The organism is Clostridium sp. CTA-19 (assembly GCF_054767855.1).
Genome location: NZ_BAAABH010000013.1, coordinates 78126 through 98265, shown reverse-complemented (window position 1 = coordinate 98265; position 20140 = coordinate 78126). Strand labels below are relative to the sequence as shown.

Annotated in this window: 19 protein-coding genes; 18 read left to right on the top strand and 1 reads right to left on the bottom strand. The window is 27.5% G+C overall.

Translation table 11 applies throughout. The features are described 5' to 3' along the window. The first annotated feature begins 279 nt into the window (after positions 1 to 279). The 13 genes from yabG to rho all read left to right on the top strand — a co-directional run bounded on the left by yabG (position 280) and on the right by rho (position 14971). On the top strand, positions 280 to 1185 hold the full coding sequence (gene yabG, locus ACYUE0_RS09240; protein ID WP_460270301.1) for a sporulation peptidase YabG: 906 nt from the start codon (positions 280 to 282) through the stop codon (positions 1183 to 1185). 404 nt (positions 1186 to 1589) lie between these two features. Further along, positions 1590 to 1826: a Veg family protein gene (locus tag ACYUE0_RS09235; protein ID WP_010293838.1), complete on the top strand. Its 237-nt coding sequence runs from the start codon at positions 1590 to 1592 to the stop codon at positions 1824 to 1826. A gap of 409 nt (positions 1827 to 2235) precedes the next feature. Beyond that, positions 2236 to 3798 (top strand): DUF3794 and LysM peptidoglycan-binding domain-containing protein, encoded by a 1563-nt coding sequence (locus tag ACYUE0_RS09230; protein ID WP_460270300.1) that lies wholly within the window; start codon positions 2236 to 2238, stop codon positions 3796 to 3798. A 161-nt stretch (positions 3799 to 3959) separates the two neighbouring features. Continuing rightward, entirely contained in the window at positions 3960 to 4802 is an 843-nt protein-coding gene (gene ispE, locus ACYUE0_RS09225; RefSeq protein WP_061994073.1) for a 4-(cytidine 5'-diphospho)-2-C-methyl-D-erythritol kinase, read from the top strand. Between the two features lie 139 nt (positions 4803 to 4941). Continuing rightward, positions 4942 to 5148, top strand: a complete 207-nt coding sequence (locus tag ACYUE0_RS09220) for a CLC_0170 family protein (protein WP_431603321.1) — start codon at positions 4942 to 4944, stop codon at positions 5146 to 5148. Positions 5149 to 5217: 69 nt separating this feature from the next. Beyond that, a complete protein-coding gene (locus ACYUE0_RS09215; RefSeq protein ID WP_061994097.1) occupies positions 5218 to 6669 on the top strand; it encodes a spore germination protein in 1452 nt (483 codons plus the stop codon). A gap of 41 nt (positions 6670 to 6710) precedes the next feature. Continuing rightward, a complete protein-coding gene (locus ACYUE0_RS09210) occupies positions 6711 to 7802 on the top strand; it encodes a GerAB/ArcD/ProY family transporter (protein ID WP_061994075.1) in 1092 nt (363 codons plus the stop codon). Positions 7803 to 7805: 3 nt separating this feature from the next. Then, entirely contained in the window at positions 7806 to 8975 is a 1170-nt protein-coding gene (locus ACYUE0_RS09205; protein ID WP_460270299.1) for a Ger(x)C family spore germination protein, read from the top strand. Positions 8976 to 9163: 188 nt separating this feature from the next. Next, complete coding sequence (spoIIR, locus tag ACYUE0_RS09200; protein ID WP_460270303.1) at positions 9164 to 9838, top strand: stage II sporulation protein R; 675 nt, start codon at positions 9164 to 9166, stop codon at positions 9836 to 9838. 461 nt (positions 9839 to 10299) lie between these two features. Beyond that, positions 10300 to 11331: a D-alanine--D-alanine ligase family protein gene (locus tag ACYUE0_RS09195; protein ID WP_460270298.1), complete on the top strand. Its 1032-nt coding sequence runs from the start codon at positions 10300 to 10302 to the stop codon at positions 11329 to 11331. Between the two features lie 344 nt (positions 11332 to 11675). After that, entirely contained in the window at positions 11676 to 12659 is a 984-nt protein-coding gene (locus ACYUE0_RS09190) for a DUF814 domain-containing protein (protein WP_061994078.1), read from the top strand. Between the two features lie 10 nt (positions 12660 to 12669). Beyond that, a complete protein-coding gene (locus ACYUE0_RS09185) occupies positions 12670 to 13098 on the top strand; it encodes a YwiB family protein (RefSeq protein ID WP_157450815.1) in 429 nt (142 codons plus the stop codon). Between the two features lie 439 nt (positions 13099 to 13537). Next, positions 13538 to 14971, top strand: a complete 1434-nt coding sequence (gene rho / locus ACYUE0_RS09180) for a transcription termination factor Rho (protein WP_061994079.1) — start codon at positions 13538 to 13540, stop codon at positions 14969 to 14971. Between the two features lie 109 nt (positions 14972 to 15080). Here rho and rpmE read toward each other — a convergent pair whose 3' ends face one another. Continuing rightward, positions 15081 to 15284 carry a 50S ribosomal protein L31 gene (gene rpmE, locus ACYUE0_RS09175; RefSeq protein WP_061994080.1) on the bottom strand — a complete coding sequence of 68 codons (204 nt, stop codon included), beginning with the start codon at positions 15282 to 15284 and terminating at the stop codon, positions 15081 to 15083. Between the two features lie 237 nt (positions 15285 to 15521). Between rpmE and ACYUE0_RS09170 the strand changes: the two genes are divergently transcribed. The 5 genes from ACYUE0_RS09170 (at position 15522) to ACYUE0_RS09150 (ending at position 20115) form a co-directional block, all read left to right on the top strand. Continuing rightward, positions 15522 to 16124, top strand: coding sequence for a thymidine kinase (locus ACYUE0_RS09170; RefSeq protein WP_460270296.1), 603 nt, complete (start codon positions 15522 to 15524; stop codon positions 16122 to 16124). Between the two features lie 25 nt (positions 16125 to 16149). Further along, a complete protein-coding gene (locus ACYUE0_RS09165) occupies positions 16150 to 17121 on the top strand; it encodes a DUF1385 domain-containing protein (RefSeq protein ID WP_460270295.1) in 972 nt (323 codons plus the stop codon). Then, positions 17096 to 17944 (top strand): peptide chain release factor N(5)-glutamine methyltransferase, encoded by an 849-nt coding sequence (prmC, locus tag ACYUE0_RS09160; protein WP_460270294.1) that lies wholly within the window; start codon positions 17096 to 17098, stop codon positions 17942 to 17944. Before ACYUE0_RS09165 ends, prmC begins: the two co-directional genes overlap by 26 nt. A 199-nt stretch (positions 17945 to 18143) precedes the next feature. Then, positions 18144 to 19223, top strand: coding sequence for a peptide chain release factor 1 (gene prfA, locus ACYUE0_RS09155; RefSeq protein WP_061994084.1), 1080 nt, complete (start codon positions 18144 to 18146; stop codon positions 19221 to 19223). Positions 19224 to 19542: 319 nt separating this feature from the next. Next, positions 19543 to 20115, top strand: coding sequence for a hypothetical protein (locus ACYUE0_RS09150; RefSeq protein WP_460270293.1), 573 nt, complete (start codon positions 19543 to 19545; stop codon positions 20113 to 20115). The last annotated feature ends 25 nt before the right edge of the window (positions 20116 to 20140 follow it).

Here is a 20140-nt window from a genome sequence, read left to right as displayed (position 1 = left end):
GGCCTAGTGCTAGAGAAAATATTTATGAGCTTGTTATGGATACTAAACTTATTTTTGACGAATTAAATTCAAATAAAAATAAACTTTTTTCGTTAGCTTATGCTAAAAATTACCTAGTATAATTTTAATTCTGAACTTGGAACCCTATAGATGAAAAAAATAGATGCTAGTTCAAAGAATAATAAAAAATATCAATCATCCATAATGACCAAAATTAGTAACAATAATAATATTTTGTAATAAAATGGTATTAAAGCTTGGAATATGGAGATGATATATTTGAAAGTAGGAGATGTCGTTGTGAGAAAATCCTATGAAGGTGATATAGCTTTTAAAATAATTGACATAAAAAATGAAAATGGAAAAAATGTTTATGTTCTTAAGGGACTAAATATAAGAATAGAAGCGGATGCTACGGAAGAAGATTTAGAAGTACTAAGTGGAAGCAGATTAGGTGAGATGGATAAAGTTTTTAATAAAAAAGTTAATAGTTCTTTAAAAAGAATTGTAAATAAAAGAAAAGGTAATTATAGAGGTGAAGCTGCACATATATTAGACAAGTCTTATTATGATTATATGAAAAGGCATAATAGTGTTATAGATAAAAAAGAATTATTTTTTGGAAGACCAGGAAAAATACTTCATATTGATGGAGACTTAAATTATTTAGAGATATGTTTAAAAACTTATAAAGAATTATCTATTGATGCTGAGGGGAGAATTGTAAAAGAGTGTGACCAGCCCAAAGTAATATTAGACTTAGTAAAAGAAGTTAATCCGGATATAGTTATAATAACAGGTCATGATGGAATGAATAAGGAGATAAATGATTATATGGACTTAGGTCAATATAGAAATTCTAAATATTTTGTGGAAGCAGTTTCTATACTAAGATCTTATAAATCTAATTATGATGATTTAGTTATATTTGCAGGAGCATGCCAATCGTGCTATGAGGCACTTCTAGATGCAGGTGCTAATTTCGCTAGCTCTCCGAATAGGGTACTTATTCATTGCTTAGACCCAGTTTTGATTTGTGAAAAAATAGCCTATACAAGTATAGATTCTATAGTGAATATACAAGATGCATTAGAAAACAGTATAACCGGTATAAGGGGGGTAGGTGGATTACAAACTAGGGGAAAATATAGAGAAGGATATCCAAAATCTCAATATATAAAGTAATAAATAATAGAAATTAAGGTTTGTATATAAGTATATTTTTAGCGAGTATATAATTTGTATTTAACTATAAATTGTATACTCGTTTTATGTATTTTAAGTGAGTTAAACCGTTAGAATTCAGGATTATAGACTTTTTTATGTTAACAATTTGAAAACAAAAGTAGTTGTTAAGTATATAAAACTAGAAGACTACACATACTAAACTCGTTATTGTTTAATTCATAAGTTGAAAAACAAAGGAATATGGATTTATAATGAGGAAAAACTATAAAATTCAATAAAAACTTAATTATTATAACAGCTATAAAGCATTGACAATATGGCTTGAAAATAATAGAATTAAAATTTTGCATTGAATTTTAAGAGGTTTTACGATATAATGATAATGAAAGAAGGTGTTTCCCATGCATACCAAAAATGTTCTACTTTCAATAAAACAAGACATTGAAAGTCATGTAGGTGAAAAAGTTACATTAAAAGCTAACGGAGGCAGAAGAAAAATCCTAATTAATGACGGAGTATTAGAAAAGGCATATGAGAGCATCTTTACAGTTAGGTTAGAAGATTGTGCACAAAGAACCGTTTCATATAGTTATTCAGATGTATTAACTAAAACAGTTCAGTTAGTATTTGCTAGTTAGACATTGACATAAATAGAAAAGGATACATGAAAATGTATCCTTTTTTTTATATAAAAATATTTTTATAATGTTCTATTAAATAGTTTTTCTCAATAATATTATATTATAAGAGTTAGTTTATAAAAAAAATGAAAGATGGGGGATCCATCTTTCAGCTATGGTATAAAAGGGTATTGAGAATTTATGAGAGGTTATATGGTCAATAACCAATTTTATAATATAACAAATATCGACAAATGTCAACAATAAATTTAAAAAAGATAACAAGAAAAATTTTGTAATTTAGTTGTTTAATTTGAAGATAAATGTAATTTATTTTTATTAAAAAATATAAGGATTTAGTAATAAATAATATAAATTATATATATAAATTACTAGTAGGTATTTAATAGATAGGAGGGATTCTTTTATGGATTTGAATCTAGTTAAAGATAATATAGACTACGAGCAATCAATTGGAGAAAATTCTCAAGACGTTGTAATAAAAGAAGAATATGTCATACCAGATACGCTTCCAGATGTTTCAGATGTATTGATGCTAAATGCAAAACCTTTAGTTGTAAATAAGGAAGTTATGAATGGTAAGGTGTTAGTGGAGTTTGAGGTTGATTTTAACATTCTTTATATGAATAAAGAGGAAGATAACACAGAGGCGCATGCTGTAAACTACACAACAAAAATAAGTACAAATGTAGATGCAGATGGAGCAACTGCTGATATGAATTGCGACTCAAATGTAGATATTGAACATATTCAATGCATAATTGTAAACGAAAGAAAAATATGCATTCAAGGAGTAGCTAATATTGTTTGTAATGTGATAAAGAAAAATACTTTTGAGATTGTTAAGGATGTTGAAAGTGATGGAGATTTACAATTTTTAAAACAACCTATGATTCTTGATAAAGTTATTGGTAGTTTTGAGGGAGAAATGATAGGTAAAACAGAACTTAAAATTGATATGGATAGACCAGAAATAGGAAAAATAATTAAGTACTTCATTACATTGGGAAAAAAAGAAGTAAGGTTATATGATGGTGGTATACACTTAGAATGTGTAGCAAATCTTCAAGTGTTATATAAAGGGAAAAATAGTAAAGAAGTTATATGTATAAGTGAAAATGTACCTATAACAAAAGAATTAGAAAACGATAAAATAAAAAATGGTATGGAACATAATACAGATTTTTCAGTACATTCTTTTGAATATGATATAAAAGAAGATGATATGGGAGAGAATAGAATTTTAGATATAGAATTTTTAGTTAAAACAATCACTCATGTTATGGCTAAAGAAGAAATAGAAATGATAGAAGATGGGTATTGTCCAACAAAAATGATTAAGATGGACAAAGAAGAATTTAATATTAATGTTATTCAAGGACAAAATCAAATAGAAACATTAGCAAAAGGTGATATAGAAATTTCAGATGATATGCCTAAACCTAGTAAGGTTATAATGACAACTGCAGATGTAAATATCACGGAGAAAAAGTTAATGGATGATAAAATTTTAGTAGAAGGAGTATTAAAAGCAGATGTGCTTTATTCTACTGGCGATGATAAAGAATATTTAGCTTGTGCAAGTGATGAAATACCATTTTCAACAACTATAGATATAGATGGCGCTAAAATAGATATGGACTGTATTTGTAAATTGAATTTAGAAATGCTAGAATCCTCTATTGAGGCTGGAAATGTATGTGTTAGAGCTATAATAAAAGGATATGGAATAGTATCATATCCTATTAAACAAAAGTTTTTAGTTGAAATGGATGTAATTGAAGGTGAAATTCCACAGAAGAAAGCAAGTGTAACTATATATGTAGTTCAAAAGGGCGATAATTTATGGAAAATATGTAAGAGATACTATACTACAAAAGAAAAAATATTAAATATTAATGGTATTGAAAATGAGAAAGATATAAAACCTATGGATAAATTAATAATACCAGGTAGAGCAGTTATTTAGATTAGAAAAATTATATTATGATAATAGACTATCTTAAGGGATAGTCTATTTTTTAGCTTGAATTTAAAGTTTATATATAAATTACGAATTAATCTTTAAACTTTTCAATAGCTTTGGTATACTAAATTGTAAAATAATTTAATTTGGTGGTGAATAACTTTATGAGAGTTAAAGCTTACGGTAAAATAAATATATCATTAGATGTAGTTGGAAAAAGAGAAGATGGGTATCATTTATTAAGAATGATAATGCAAACAGTTGATATATATGATGAATTAGAGTTTGAAAAATGTGACGAAGATATAATTATAAATTGTAATAAGAAGTATTTGCCTGTTGATGAAAATAATTTAGTGTATAAGGCTATAAAATTATTTATGGAAAAGTATAACATTTCATCTGGGGTAAAAGTTAATATAGTAAAAAATATACCGGTTGCTGCTGGCATGGCAGGTGGAAGTGCAGATGCAGCTGCTACACTTAAAGCTATGAGAAGTATGTTTAAAAAAGATGTCACTGATGGTGAGTTAATGGAGTTAGGGCTTAAAATAGGTGCTGATGTTCCTTATTGTGTAGTGGGGGGAACTGCTTTGTGCGAAGGTATTGGCGAGGTTGTAACGAAATTAAAGCCATTTAAGAATAAAATATTAGTTGTAGTAAAACCTAATTTTGGAGTATCTACAAAAGATGTATATAAAGCATTAGAAATAAATAAAATACATAAACATCCAGAAACTGAAAAATTAATAAATGCAATGAAGCAAGAAAATATAAAATATGTATCTAAAAATATGAGAAATGTGCTTGAAAATGTAACTATAAAAAAACACTTACTTATAAAACAAATAAAAGAAGAAATGATGAGAAACGGAGCTTTAGGTTCTATGATGAGTGGTAGTGGACCTACAGTTTTTGGATTCTTCGAGGATATGTTAAAAGCACAAGATTGCTATGATAAACTAAAAGAAAAATATAGAGATTGTTATATAACAAGGACAATATAATTAATAAGAATTTATTGTAAGATATAAAAACAGACTAGAATTTAAAAATGCTAATTTTAAAGGTAACTTTAAAATTAGCATTTTTTTTGAATATAGAAACAAAATATTGCAAACAATAAACTGACTGGAAAAATGAGAGGTGATAATTTTGCAGCTAATTGAAAAATTTGATTTATATTTATTGATTTTAGTGATAATTTCTGGGAGTATGGTATTTTTTGCTGATGCTAAGTATTTTAAGCTTAAGGGAAATTATAAAGCGTATAAACAAGCAAGATATATTAGTGGCGGGGTTATGTTATTAACAATAATATTATTTTTTATAAGATTGATATATGTAATTTAATAATAAGATTAATATACTATTGTGTTTTTCAAGATTGGGAGTGATAGTTTGGAATATAAATTAGAAAATATGGAAGAAAAAATTCATTTATCTACTAAAGAAAATATGGATTTTGTTAAAGCTGTATTTAAAAATGCTACTGATGTAGTTTTTAGAGATTTTTATGCTGGAAATAGAAAATTGGGATTAGTTTATATTGATGGTATGGCAGATAAAGATTTACTAAATGATTTTTTATTAAAACCAGCTATGGCAAATAAAGATAAAATAGATGGGTTTGAAACTTTAAAAAATAGTATAATATCGGTTTCTGATATTAAAGATGTCACTAAAATGAGTGATGGAATACTGTCTGTTCTTTCAGGGGAAACACTAGTGTTTGTTGAAGGACTTCCTTATGCTCATGTAATAGCAAATAGATCTTGGCCTAATAGAGGTATTGGAGAGCCAGCAGGTGAAACTGTTATTAGAGGATCTAGAGAAGGGTTTACTGAAACTATAAGATTTAACACCGCTTTAGTAAGAAGGAGAATAAGAGATACTAGATTAAAAGTAGAGTCTAAACAAATTGGAGTAAGATCTAAAACTGATATTGCAATAATGTATATTGAAGATATTGTTGATCCAGAAATATTAGAAGAATTAAAAGAAAGATTAGACAATATAAATTTAGATGCTATTTTAGATAGTGGATATATAGAGCAGTATATAGAAGAAAATCCTTTTAGTCCATTTCCACAAATTCAAAGTACGGAAAGACCAGATGTGGTAGCAGCTGGTTTATATGATGGCAGAATTGGTATATTAGTTGATAATTCACCTTTTGCATTAATTGTACCAGCAGTAATGGCTACTTTTCTTCAATCTCCAGATGATTATTATAATAGATGGTTAAATGGATCAATTGTTAGAATCATAAGGTTTCTAGCTATAATGTTAGCAATAGTATTGCCAGCATTATATGTTGCTATAACTTCATTCCATACCTCATTAATACCATCGAAACTTGCTTATGCAATGGCTAGGTCCAGAGAGGGTGTTCCATTTCCTGCATATATGGAAGCTTTATTTATGGAGTTCAGTTTAGCTCTTCTTATAGAAGCTATAACAAAGCTTCCTAAACCTGTTGGTTCTACAATAGGTATTGTTGGAGGTTTAATTTTAGGGCAATCAGCAGTAACGGCAGGACTTGCAAGTCCTATAATGGTAATAGTTTTAGGAATTACAGCAATAGCTACGTTTTTGATACCAAATTATGTTATTACCTATGCCTTTTCTTATTTTAGGGTAATGATTATAATATTGGCAGCATTTTTAGGTTTATATGGAGTGGTTATAGGAGTTATATTTTTACTTATTCACTTAATAAGGTTAAAGAGTTTTGGAATACCTTATTTATCTCCAGGAGTAAATCTTTCAGAGAAAGATATGAAGGATATGTATGTAAGACTGCCATTTAGCATTTTTAAATATAGACCTAGATTTATGCATACTCAAGATAAGATTAGACAAAAAGAGTAATTTAAAATTATATGGCATAAATCTTAATGGAGGTTTTAAAAATGAAAGATAAATTTATGATAAAAGACTATGGATTATTTACCACTTTAGTAGCTTCTATGGTTGGTATAGGTCTATTTTATGGGCCCTCTTTTGTAGCAAGAATAGTGGAACAAGATAGTTGGATTTCATGTATACTTATGACAATATTTCTTTTTATAGTTCTTTATATGATACATAGTTTAATTAAGATGAATGATTATCAAGGAATAGTAGTAATACTAAGAAACACATATGGACGGTTTTGGGGCAATCTAATAGCTCTGGCATATTCAATAGCCATGATAATTGTTTTATCAGTATCATTGAGATCATTTGCTGATGTTGTTAAAATATTTTTACTACCAAAGACAGAACTAGAAGTGGTAATAGTGTTAATAATATTTGTTGGTATATATTTAGTTAGAGGTGGTTTAGCTAATTTAGTATATTTTAATGAAATAATATTCTTTTTATTATTCATACCGGTAACAATAATATTACTACTTGCAATACCAACTGCAGATTTTCAAAGAATATTACCAGTGTTTACCCACACACCTACAGAGTATATGAAGAGTGTTTTTGAGTTATTTTTTCTGGTAAATGGATTTTGCATAGCATTTGTGTTATTGCCACTTGTAGAAAATAAGAAAAATATAAATAAAATCTTAAGAAGAAGTACTATATTTATAGGTGTTTTCTATACAATCACTATAATTTTAGTAACTGCTAATTTATCTGTTGCTCAAACAGCAGAAAGAATATTTCCTACCATAACTATGCTAAGATCAATCAATGTAAGAAGTGGTGTATTAGAAAGATGGGATGGATTGGTTATGGCTTTATGGGTTTTATTTTATTATGCAACATTTGTTAGTACATATTATTTTTCCACACATATGGTTAAAGATATATTTAATATAGAAGACATAAAGATTGCGGCGATAATATACATACCTTTAGTCTATGCTATGTCCTTATATCCAGAGAATATGGCTCAAATATATACTGCTGGGCTTGGACCGTTTAAAATTATATTTGGAGTAGCTTTAATAATAGTTATATTCCTATCTTACTTTATAAATCTGATAAAGAAGAAAAGGAGTGCTTAAATTATGAAGATGAAAAGAATTATAGTAATAATGATTATGAGTTTAATGTTAGTTGGATGCTCAGATAGTGTAGAAATTGATAATAAAGCATTTGTATCAACTATAGCTATAGATGTAGGCAAAGACATAGAAAATAGAAATAATATAAAAGAAATTAAAACCAAGGATCCATTTACTGAAGAAGGATTAGCATTAATAGAAGTTACTTATGGTATGCCTGATATAAGAAATATGGAGCCAGAAAAAGGGTCCGCAGAAGAAATATCTATAACATCTACTGGGTATTCTATGACAGATGCGTATTTTAATGCATTATCTAAAACTAGTAGAGAATTGCATTTTGGACATAGTAAATTATTATTATTAAGTGAAAGAATTTTTGACTATCCAGATGTGCTAAGTGGAGTTTTGGATTATATAAGTAGAGATTCTATTTTAAATAGATCTATGCTTATGGTTATAACAAAAGGTGATGCTAAAGATTATGTGGGATATAAACCTGTAACAGAAGATAATATAGAAAATTACATATCAGGGCTTATGCTTAACAGCAGTAAGAAAAGTATAATAGTACCAGTGACTCTTCATAATTATTTTTCAAGTATTGGAAGGGATGAGGTGCTAATACCTTATATAGGAATAGAAGGGGAAGATTTAAAGATTTATGGTATGAAGGTGCTAGAAAAATTAACACCAAAGGGAATTTTAAATAATTCTCAAGTATCTAATATTCAGCTTATAAAGGGTGATATAGGAGCTACTGAAAAAATAGCATTTATAGAAGATAAAATAGTTGATTATCAAATTGATGATACTGATGCAAAACTTAGAGTTTCTTATGATAAAGAAAAAAATAAGCTGCATTTAAATTATCATGTTATTACAGAAGGTGAAATAACAGGGGCTTATATGGGTGCTAGAATGCTTGATAGTGATAAAATAAATAATATACAAAATCAACTAAGTGATTCTATGGAAAGAGAATTTTTGGAAACCTTTAAAGTATTGCAAAAGGACTACAATATAGACCCACTAGAAATACGAGATCATATAATAAAATTTAAGCCAATGCTTTGGAGTGAGATAAAAGACAATTGGAGTCAATTGTATAAGGATGCAGATATAACTTTTGATGTAGAAAGCAAGATAAGAAATGTAGGGGTTTCTAATTAAATTTAACAAGAAGACTGCTGAAAGTCAGCAGTTTTTTTATTTTGAAAAATTATAAATTTAAAGATAAATTTTTTATAAAAATATATTAAAAAATAATTTTTGATGTATAAAATTTGAAATCATGTAAATAATTAAAATATAAGTTGAAAGTTATAGGGGGAGTTAAAATGAAAAGTGTACAAGTTAATATAAAAAAAATAATAGCATCAGCAATGGTAGCAACTATGACCTTGGGAAGTATATTAGGTTTTTCAATATATAAAAAAAATTCAAATCCATCTATAGAGGAAGTATCTAAAAAGATTATAAGATTTCATGTTATTGCAAATAGTGATGATGAAAATGACCAAGCTGTAAAATTAAAAGTTAGAGACAATGTTTTAAAATATATATCTCCAAAGTTAAAGGATTCAAAATCTATAGGCGAATCTAGAGAAATACTAAAAAAAGAAGATAAAGAAATATTAGATATTGCACAGAATACTCTAAAAGAAAACGGATATAATTATAAATTACAAAGTACATTGTCTAATGAGTATTTTCCTGTTAAAACATATGGAAATATTACATTACCACAAGGAAAATATGAAGCTTATAGAATAATAATAGGGAACGGAGAAGGCCAAAATTGGTGGTGTGTCATGTTTCCACCTCTTTGTTTTGTAGATGTAGAACAGGGGAAGGTAGCCTATCAAGAAACAGAAAAAGAAATGAAAGAAGTTTTAGATGACAAAGAGTATGATATGGTTAATAACTTAAAGAATAATCCTACAAGTGATAAAATAATAGATAATACACAACAAAATGATATAGTTATAAAATCAAAAGCAGTAGAAACAATAAAAGAAATAATAAAAAAATAAATTATATAATAAAGTAGTAATGAAATTATTTGGAAATTAATATAATTATTACTTTATTTTTTTATTTTAGACAATAAATGTAATATTAAAATCGATTTCATTTTAAACTACCTACATAAATCGTAAAAATAAGTATCTACATTTCGGTAGTGGGCGAAAAATTGATTTAAAACCTATATTTATCAAAAAGTAAAAAGTTTTAAGGGTTAAATTGAGGTTGAAACTATTAGGTGAGTTCATTTAAAATAAGATTACATTTATCAATATCATATTAAAAATGTAGCAATTGATAAAACTATAAATGTATAAAACGGCATTTGAAAAAATTTTTATCTAAATAAACAGGATAAAAATTCATAGTTCAATTCTATATACATATGAACAGATTTAAAGTAAAATTTTATTATGATAGTATAAAATGATGATTGACTTTTTAAATGAAATCTAAGGAGAGATGAAGAATGAAGAAAAAAGTAGCAGTTTTATTTGGTGGACAATCAACAGAGCATGAAGTTTCTAGAGTATCTGCAACTTCTGTATTAAAAAATATAGATCAAAATAAATATGATATATATCCTATTGGTATTAACAAAGAAGGAAAGTGGTTTGAATACACTGGAAATGTAGATAATATAGAAAGTGGAAACTGGGAAAATGATGAATTTTATAAGATTCCATCAGGAGAAAAAATAATATTTAATAAAGAGGTTGATGTAGTATTCCCTGTTTTACATGGTCAATTTGGAGAAGATGGTACAATACAAGGTTTATGCAAGTTAATGAATGTTCCATGTGTTGGTCCTGGAGTTATGAGTTCAGCTGTTTGTATGGATAAAATATATACAAAATATATTTTAGAACATGCAGGTATAAAACAAGCACCTTATGTTGTTGTTGTAAATAGTGAATATAATAAGAATAAATTAGAATTAATAAATAAAATAGAAAACCATTTAACTTATCCTGTGTTTGTTAAACCAGCTAATAGCGGATCGTCAGTTGGAATAACTAAAGCTCACAATAGCGAAGAATTAGAAAAAGGAATAGAAGAAGCATTAAAACATGATAGAAAAGTTTTAGTTGAAAAAGGTATAAATGCAAGAGAAGTTGAAGTTGCTGTACTTGGAAATGATAATCCATCAGCATCTATACCAGGAGAAATAATACCTGCAAAGGAATTCTATGATTATGAAGCTAAATATCATAATGCAGCTTCAAAACTATTAATTCCAGCTGCGTTCAATGATAAAGATATAGAATTAATAAGAGATTTAGCTGTGAAAATATTTAAAGCATTAGACTGTGCTGGCATGGCAAGAGTAGACTTCTTAGTAGATAAAGATACAAATGAAGTTTATTTAAATGAAGTAAATACAATTCCAGGATTTACAAGTATAAGTATGTATCCAAAAATGTGGGATGCAACAGGAAAACCTTATAAAGAATTAATAAGCGATTTAATAGAATTAGCTATAGAAAGAAATAATAGATAATTAAACTATAAGGCACTGTTAGAGGAATCTAGCAGTGTTATCGCTTTATATAGGAAAAAACTTTTTAAAAGTATAAGTTGAAAATAATTTTTTATTGTTATATTAAAAAAGGATAAAATAAAATCAAAGTTAGAGGTATAAAAAATAAATAGTATAAACGGTATTTGCATAAATAAGTTTTGTATTATAATATAAAATGTAATAATTATTTAAATTTAAATGATTTTATTATTATGTTTATAAAAAAATACATATTGAACAAAATAATAGAGATATAAACTATAGTAAATTATTATATATAATGTTTTACGTATAAATAAAAAAATAAGGAGAGTATAATATATATGACAAGAGCATTAGCGATGATTTCAGGTGGGCTTGATAGCATATTAGCCGCTAAATTAATGAAGGATCAAGGGATAGAAGTTATAGGAATATGTTTTAAATCATATTTTTTTAATGAAGACAGTGCAAGAAGGATGGTTGACCAAATCGGTGTTAGACTTGAAGTTGTAGATTTTAGCAAAGAACATTTTGAAATGGTTAAAAACCCTAAAAATGGTTACGGAAAAAATATGAATCCATGTATAGATTGTCATGCTATGATGATGAGATATTCTGGAGAACTGTTAGAAAAGTTCCAGGCTGATTTTATAATAACTGGTGAAGTTTTGAATCAAAGGCCTATGTCTCAAAATAGAACAGCTTTAGATAAAGTTAAAAAGGAAAGTGGAATAGGAAATAAGATATTAAGACCGTTATGTGCTAAAAATCTTCAACCAACTGAGATGGAACAGCAAGGTTTAGTTGATAGGGAAAAACTTTTAGATATAAGTGGAAGAAGTAGAAAAGTTCAGATGGAACTTGCAGAAAAGTGGGGTATTAAAGAATATCCGTCTCCTGCAGGTGGATGTAAGTTAACAGAACCAAATTACTCAAAAAGATTAAAGGATATACTACAAAATAAAAAAGATGTAGAAGAAAGAGAAATACAACTTTTAAGATTTGGTAGACACTTTAGGGTAAGCGAAAATGCAAAAATAATATCAACAAGAACAGCTGACGAAGCAGAACACATTAAAAAATTATTAGGTAAAGATGATACTATATTCTTAGCTAGAGATTTTAAAGGTTCTATGGTTATTGGTGTAGGAGAATTATCACAAGAAGATATCGAGTTTGCAGCAAAAGTAACAGCTAGATATTCAAAAGGAAAAGATTCAGAAAAAGTTGTTGTTAAATATGGCAAGTATGGTAAACCATCAAATAACATAATAGAAGTAGAAACGATAACAGATAAGGAATTAGATAAATATATTGTAAACTAGTGGAGGGCATATGGAGAAAGAATCTATAAAAAAAGAAGCTATAATAAGTATTATAAGTACACAAGGGGATGATGGGGCAGTAGAAGTTGTGACAGCTGGGTCTTTTTATAAAGAAGATGGCTATTATTATGCTACTTATGAAGAAACAGAAGCATCTGGTATGGAAGACACTAATACTACTCTAAAAATAAATGAAACAGGATTTTCTTTAATAAGAGAAGGTTCTATAACTACAAAAATGAACTTTGAAAGAAATAAAGAAGATGATATACTGTATAGTACACCTCATGGTGGGTTATCTTTAAAAATAAGAACAAAATCTATTAAAATTGATATAGGTGATTTTGGAGGAGAAATAAAAGTAGAATATGATATGTCTGCTATGGGTCAACCACCATTAGAAACAAAATTAATTGCAAAAATAACTATAAAAGAGTAATGTGAGATAAAAAGGTGACATGGAAAATGTCACCTTTTAAAATTATAAAATATTAATAAAATCCCAATGGGTATAATTCAATATGAATATTTTCTATTTGTTGAATTTTATAGTACCAGTATGTATAATGGACTATTATAGTTTGAAAAAATATAAAAATATAATTGAAATGTTAAAAAGAGTAATGATTTTTTGCTTTTTAACACATATTAATATTAAATTATTGTAAAAATTTATTAATAATATAAAAAAACATGTTAATTATTTGAATAATATGGATAAAATAAACTATATACGTTATAATTTATTTCAATGACGTATATTTAAATAATTTAAAAAATGTTAACATATTGTTTGTGATATAAATTTTATTATAAAAATGGTTATAATAAATTTTAAAAATAACTAGGAAGAGAGGATTGTGTAGGTGGAAAAATTAATGGAAAAGAACTTAGAAGATATGAATTTATCAGAGCTTAAAGAAATTGCAAAAGAACTTTCTATAAAAGGAATCTCTAAGTTTAAAAAGTTGGAATTAATAGAAGCAATAAAAAAAGTTTCACCTGTTTCAATAGAAAAATCAGGAGTAGTATTAAGAGAAAAGATTGCTCCTAAGGACAATAAGAATGATGATACTAAAACTATTGAAAGCGATGACATAGATAATAGACAAAGCCAAAACAACGGGGTAACAGAACGAGAATCTTTTGAAGAAAAGAAAGAAAGATTAAAGGAACTTATAAGTGAGTCTGGTTCTTCGAAAGGTGTTTTAGAGATTAGTGATAATGGAAACTTCGGGCTTTTAAGGTCAAACAATTATTTAAGTGGTCCAGATGATATTTATGTTTCTTTATCTCAGATAAGAAGATTTAATTTAAAAACTGGAGATGAAGTATCCGGAAAGGTGAGAATACCTAAAGAGGGAGAAAAATATAAGGCTTTATTGTTTGTTGAAAGTATAAATGGAGAAAACCCAGAGATAGCTGCAAGAAGAACATCTTTTGAAAAACTTATTCCAATATACCCAAAGGAAAGAATACAATTAGAAACTGATTCAAGTGATTTATCTTCTAGATTAATGGATATAATATCCCCAATCGGAAAAGGTCAAAGAGGAGTTATAGTAGCACCTCCTAAAGCTGGAAAAACAACACTTTTAAAGAAAATAGCTCAAAGCATATCAAAAAATCACCCTGAAATTAATTTAATTGTTTTATTAATAGATGAAAGACCAGAAGAAGTAACGGATATGCAACGTTCTATCCAAGGAGATGTAATTTATTCTACTTTTGATGAAGAACCAGAACATCATGCAAAAGTTGCTTATATGGTTCTTGAAAGAGCTAAAAGAATGGTAGAACAAGGTCAAGATGTTGTAATTCTTTTAGATAGTTTAACAAGACTTGCAAGAGCATATAATTTAACAATAACAAGAACAGGAAGAACTTTATCTGGTGGATTAGATACCGGTGCACTTTTAATGCCTAAAAAGTTTTTTGGCGCAGCTAGAAATGTTGAGCAAGGAGGCAGTTTAACTGTACTTGCAACAGCGTTAGTTGAAACTGGCAGTAGAATGGATGATATGATTTTCGAAGAATTTAAGGGTACAGGAAACATGGAAGTTCATCTAGATAGAAAACTTCAAGAAAGAAGAATATTCCCGGCTATAGATATATATAAATCAGGAACTAGAAGAGAAGATTTATTATTAAGTAAAAATGAGTTGGAAATTACATATAACATTAGGCAAACTATGTATAGTGATGGAAATTCACAAGGGGTTACGGAAAAATTAATAAATCTTTTATCAAAAACAAAGAATAATAAAGATTTCTTTGATATAATTGGAAAAAGTTCTGACTTATTAAAATAAATAACTAAAAAAATAGAAGCTATGAATTAAAAAAATAATTCATAGCTTTATTTTTTTATAAATTACAAAAAAATAAAAGCAAGAAAACATCTTGCTTTTTATAACCTTACTACTTAAGGTTGAATTTTTTCATGAACTTGTCAACTCTTCCACCAGCATCAACAATTTTTTGTTTTCCAGTGAAGAATGGGTGACATTTAGAGCAAATCTCTACTTTTAATTCATCCTTAACAGATCCAGTTGTGAAAGTTTCACCGCAAGCACATTTAACTACTGCTTCGTGATTGTAATTTGGATGTATTCCGTTTTTCATGTATTTCACCTCTTTCGAATTACATATCCGTATTGTCAACTACTAAATTATATCACGGCATAAAATATAAAGTCAACAACATTAACATTATATCCAATATTTAATAACTATAGTCTTTAAAAATATTGAAACTAAAGGATAGGAAAAATTTTCTTTGTTTGATTTAAAAATAATAATGGATTACAATAAAATATGCAATTTAAAGTGAAGTGAAAAAATATATCTTGGAGGTGTTTTATGAGTAAATTGTATTTTAGGTATGGTGCAATGAACTGTGGAAAATCTACAAATTTATTGCAAGTAGCTCATAATTATGAGGAAAGAGGAATGAAGGTTCTTATAATAAAACCGAAAACAGATACTAAGGGAGCAGACAAAGTAGTATCTAGACTAGGTGTTACAAGAAACGTTGATTTTTGGATAGACAAAAATATAAATATATATAATTTGATAAATGATTATATAAAAAATAATGGAGGTGTGAATTGTGTACTGGCAGATGAAGCTCAATTTTTTACATCAAAGCAAATAGATGAGCTATTTGAAGTAGCTGTAAAATTGGATGTGCCTACAATATGTTATGGCTTAAGAACAGATTTTCAAATGAAGGGGTTTGAAGGAAGTGCAAGATTGCTTATGTTGGCGCATAGCTTAGAGGAACTTAAAACTATATGTAATTGTGGGAAAAAGGCTCTTTTAAATGGTAGAAAAATAAATGGGAAATTCGTATTTGAAGGAGAACAAATTGCTATAGATAAAGAGGATAATGTAGAGTATGAAGCATTATGCCCAAAATGTTACTTTGACTATAAAGAAATATATGAAAGTGATAAAAATTAATTTTATATTTAAGTAGGTGTTTATTATGGAAGAGGGTTTAAATAGTAAAAAAAGAAAGACTTCTGTTGGCGGGCAAGCTGTAATAGAAGGCGTAATGATGAGAGGAAAAGAACGAATAGCCACTGCTGTTAGAGTTGATGATAAGACTATAAAAGTTGATGAAAAAGAATGCAATATAGCCAGTAAGAGATTTAAAATATTATCCTTACCTATAATAAGAGGTTTTATTGCACTTATAGAATCACTTATTATAGGTATAAACAGTTTAAATTATTCAGCATCACTATTTGAAGATTACGAAGAAGAATCTAAGTTTGATAAATGGTTTGAAAGTATTTTTAAAGATAAGAGTAATGATGTACTAGTAGGAATATCATTGGTTTTAGGAGTAGCTTTTGCATCGGTATTGTTTTTTATAATACCAACGGTACTAGCGAGTTTTATAAAAAAGTATTTAACTGCTAATACTATAATTTTAAATATAGCTGAAGGGGTCATAAGAGTTTTAATATTTTTCTTGTATGTAGTATTAATAGGAAAGCTTGATGATATAGAAAGAACATATATGTATCATGGCGCGGAACATAAGACTATAGCATGTTATGAAGCTGGAGAAGAGTTGACTCCTGAAAATGCGAAAAAATACACAAGATTTCATCCTAGATGTGGAACAAACTTTTTATTTTTGGTTATGATTATAAGTATAATGATATTTTCATTAACTGGTTGGGAGTCAGTATGGCAAAGAATAATATCAAGATTATTATTATTGCCAGTAGTTACAGGGGTTACCTATGAAGTAATAAGATTTTTAGGTAAAAGTGAAAGTAATTTAGCAAAAATAATAGCAAAACCAGGTTTAATGTTACAAAAACTAACAACAAAAGAACCGGACTTAAAAATGTTAGAGGTTGCTATTATTGCATTAAAATCTGCTGAAGGAATAGAAGATTCTAAAGAAGAGGTAAAAAATGAAAATAGCACAGTTATTAACTAAAGGATATGATATATTAAAAAAAAATAGTATAGAAAGTTATATGATAGATACCCAATTATTGCTTTGCAATGTTTTAAAGGTTGATAAATTGTATATAATGATTAATAGGGACAAAGACATTGAAAATGAAAAAGTAGAAAAGTTCCTAGAATTTATAAAATTAAGAAGTGAAAAAATGCCTATAAAATATATTTTAGGTGAAACTGAGTTTATGGGTATTAATTTAAATGTAAAAGAAGGTGTATTAATACCAAGACCAGATACAGAGATTTTAGTTGAAGAATGTATAAAAATTATAGAAAATAACAATCTTAAGGATATATGTGATTTGTGTTGTGGAAGTGGTGCTATAGGATTATCCATAGCTTACCATACTAAAAATACTAATATAAATTTATATGATATTAGTAGTGATGCAATAGAAGTTACTGGTGATAACATAAAAAAACTTAACATGGATGAAAGATGTCATTTAGAATTTAGCAACTTACTAGAAAAAAGTATTTTAAATAAAATAGAGTTTGATATGATAGTATCTAATCCACCATATATAAGAAGGGATGTAATTCCAAACCTTATGGATGATGTTAAAAACTATGAACCACATTTAGCTTTAGATGGTGGGGAAGATGGTTTAATTTTCTATAGGAAAATAGCTAAACAAAGCAAAAATGTATTGAGAAATAATGGATATATTGCTTTCGAAATTGGTCATGATCAAAAGGAAGCTGTTATGGAAATACTAGAAATAGAAGGCTTTTCAAAGGTTTATAGTTTAAAAGATTTATATGAAAATGATAGAGTTGTTATAGGTCAAAAATAGTTAAATAAATCTGATTAAATTGCAAAGAAAAAAAAATATTGGTATAATGAAATGATGAAATTTATTACTTAAATAGGACGTTAAAAAGAGTGATTCATGGCAATGGTAATAAATCTAAAAGATTGAAATATAATAAAAATTTCCTTAAGAATTAATAAGGTTTAAAAATAAAATTTATGATGTACGGAGTGATAAAGTTATGTTAGAGAGATTGGAATTCATAGAAAATAAATATGACGAGCTTTCAAATAAAATAAGCGATCCTTCTGTTATGGCAAATCAGAAAGAATGGCAAAAACTATGCAAAGAGCATTCAGATATGGAAATTATGGTTGCTAAATATAGAGAATATAAAAATGCTTTATCTAGTTTAGAAGAAAACAAAGCAATGCTAGTTGAAGAAAGTGATAAAGAAATGAAAGACATGATTCAAGAAGATATTAAAAGTCTTAATGAAATAATTGAATCATCACAAGAAGAATTGAGAATACTACTATTACCTAAAGATCCAAATGACGATAAAAACGTATTTATCGAAATAAGAGGTGGAGCAGGTGGAGATGAAGCTGCACTATTTGCTGCAAACTTATTCAGAATGTACACAAGATATGCTGAAAGAAATAGATGGAAAGTAGAAGTTATGAGTGCAAATGAAACTGATATTGGAGGTTTCAAAGAAGTTGTATTCATGGTAAAAGGTGATAAGGCCTATAGTAAGTTAAAATATGAAATAGGAGTTCATAGAGTACAAAGAGTTCCAGATACAGAATCAAGTGGTAGAATTCACACTTCAACAGCTACAATTGCAGTTTTACCAGAGGTTGATGATGTAGATATAGAAATAAATGCAAATGACTTAAAAATAGATGTATTTAGAGCATCAGGAAATGGTGGACAGTGCGTTAACACTACAGACTCAGCAGTTAGAATGACACACTTACCAACAGGACTTGTAGTATCTTGTCAGGATGAAAAATCACAGCTTAAAAATAAAGAAAAAGCTTTAAAAATATTAAGAGCTAGATTATATGAACAAGCAGAAGCGGAAAGATCAGCAGGAATAGCAGAAGATAGAAGAAGTCAAGTAGGAACAGGGGACAGAAGTGAGAGAATAAGAACCTACAACTATCCACAAGGAAGAGTTACTGACCATAGAATAGGTGTAACATTATATAAATTAGAAAGTTTCCTTGATGGAGATATAGATGAAATGTTAAATGCTTTAATAACAGCAGATCAAGCGGAAAAAATGAAGTCAATGGGAAATAATATTGGCTAATAAATAGATAAATCTATGCTCAAAAAATATGGTATACCTAATAATATTTGGGGCTTACTTAGTATAAAAGTCATAAGAAATTCTAATTATATTAAAATTACAATTGATTTAAATTAGAATTCTTATATGGGTTCTAAAATGTATTTTAATTTAGATATTGTGAATTTTAGACATTCATAAGAGTGGAACACATGCTCGGAAGTATTTTCAATTTAAATTCGAGCTTGTATCCATGTAATATACAAAAGTGAAAATGCGTTAAAATTTGAATAATGAATAAAAGTTTTTATATTTAAATTTTTTATTGGAGCGTGAGAGTATGGATATATATAAAGTCCTAAAGAAGCAAAAAAAATCTTATAAGAGATTTGTGCTGTTTATGGGCTTTATTTTTATATTATTGCCAGCAGTACTTATCTATTCAAAGATGCTTAGTGCTTTCTTTATAGGATATTTGATAATACTTGAAATATTAATATTTCAACTAATACTTATAAGATATAATGAGGAACATTTACATTTTAAACAAGTTAATAAAAAGATAGTGATAGAAGTCGGTGTATTAAGAAGAAAATATACTATATCAACAGATAAAGTGGCGATAATACATACTGTGAAATCTGTTAAAAGTTTTGAAATTTTAATTATAACTAAATCAAGATTTAGAAATAAAAGGCTGAAACATGTAGATTTTAGATTTTTAGATAAACAAAAAACAATAAGCAAATATTATAATAGAGTAAAATTGGAAAGTGACGATCCTTATTTTTATTTTGTAATAAGAAAAGGTGGAGTGAAAAAGTATTTATTATTAGATTTTTTATATAGAACTTGTGTTGGAGCTGCATTTACAGATGAAGCTATAGAAAAGATAAAAGAATATAGAAGTTAAGAATAAAATTAGTTTCCTTAAAATA

Excerpts from the sequence above, each read along its gene's own strand:
- ACYUE0_RS09230 (WP_460270300.1), top strand. The coding sequence starts at position 2,236 with ATGGATTTGAATCTAGTTAAAGATAATATAGACTACGAGCAATCAATT.
- ACYUE0_RS09195 (WP_460270298.1), top strand. The coding sequence starts at position 10,300 with ATGAAGAAAAAAGTAGCAGTTTTATTTGGTGGACAATCAACAGAGCAT.
- ACYUE0_RS09210 (WP_061994075.1), top strand. The coding sequence starts at position 6,711 with ATGAAAGATAAATTTATGATAAAAGACTATGGATTATTTACCACTTTA.
- ACYUE0_RS09205 (WP_460270299.1), top strand. The coding sequence starts at position 7,806 with ATGAAGATGAAAAGAATTATAGTAATAATGATTATGAGTTTAATGTTA.
- ispE (WP_061994073.1), top strand. The coding sequence starts at position 3,960 with ATGAGAGTTAAAGCTTACGGTAAAATAAATATATCATTAGATGTAGTT.
- rho (WP_061994079.1), top strand. The coding sequence starts at position 13,538 with ATGGAAAAGAACTTAGAAGATATGAATTTATCAGAGCTTAAAGAAATT.
- ACYUE0_RS09185 (WP_157450815.1), top strand. The coding sequence starts at position 12,670 with ATGGAGAAAGAATCTATAAAAAAAGAAGCTATAATAAGTATTATAAGT.
- ACYUE0_RS09170 (WP_460270296.1), top strand. The coding sequence starts at position 15,522 with ATGAGTAAATTGTATTTTAGGTATGGTGCAATGAACTGTGGAAAATCT.
- ACYUE0_RS09150 (WP_460270293.1), top strand. The coding sequence starts at position 19,543 with ATGGATATATATAAAGTCCTAAAGAAGCAAAAAAAATCTTATAAGAGA.
- rpmE (WP_061994080.1), bottom strand. The coding sequence starts at position 15,284 with ATGAAAAACGGAATACATCCAAATTACAATCACGAAGCAGTAGTTAAA.
- ACYUE0_RS09235 (WP_010293838.1), top strand. The coding sequence starts at position 1,590 with ATGCATACCAAAAATGTTCTACTTTCAATAAAACAAGACATTGAAAGT.
- ACYUE0_RS09215 (WP_061994097.1), top strand. The coding sequence starts at position 5,218 with ATGGAAGAAAAAATTCATTTATCTACTAAAGAAAATATGGATTTTGTT.
- prmC (WP_460270294.1), top strand. The coding sequence starts at position 17,096 with ATGAAAATAGCACAGTTATTAACTAAAGGATATGATATATTAAAAAAA.
- ACYUE0_RS09190 (WP_061994078.1), top strand. The coding sequence starts at position 11,676 with ATGACAAGAGCATTAGCGATGATTTCAGGTGGGCTTGATAGCATATTA.
- ACYUE0_RS09165 (WP_460270295.1), top strand. The coding sequence starts at position 16,150 with ATGGAAGAGGGTTTAAATAGTAAAAAAAGAAAGACTTCTGTTGGCGGG.
- prfA (WP_061994084.1), top strand. The coding sequence starts at position 18,144 with ATGTTAGAGAGATTGGAATTCATAGAAAATAAATATGACGAGCTTTCA.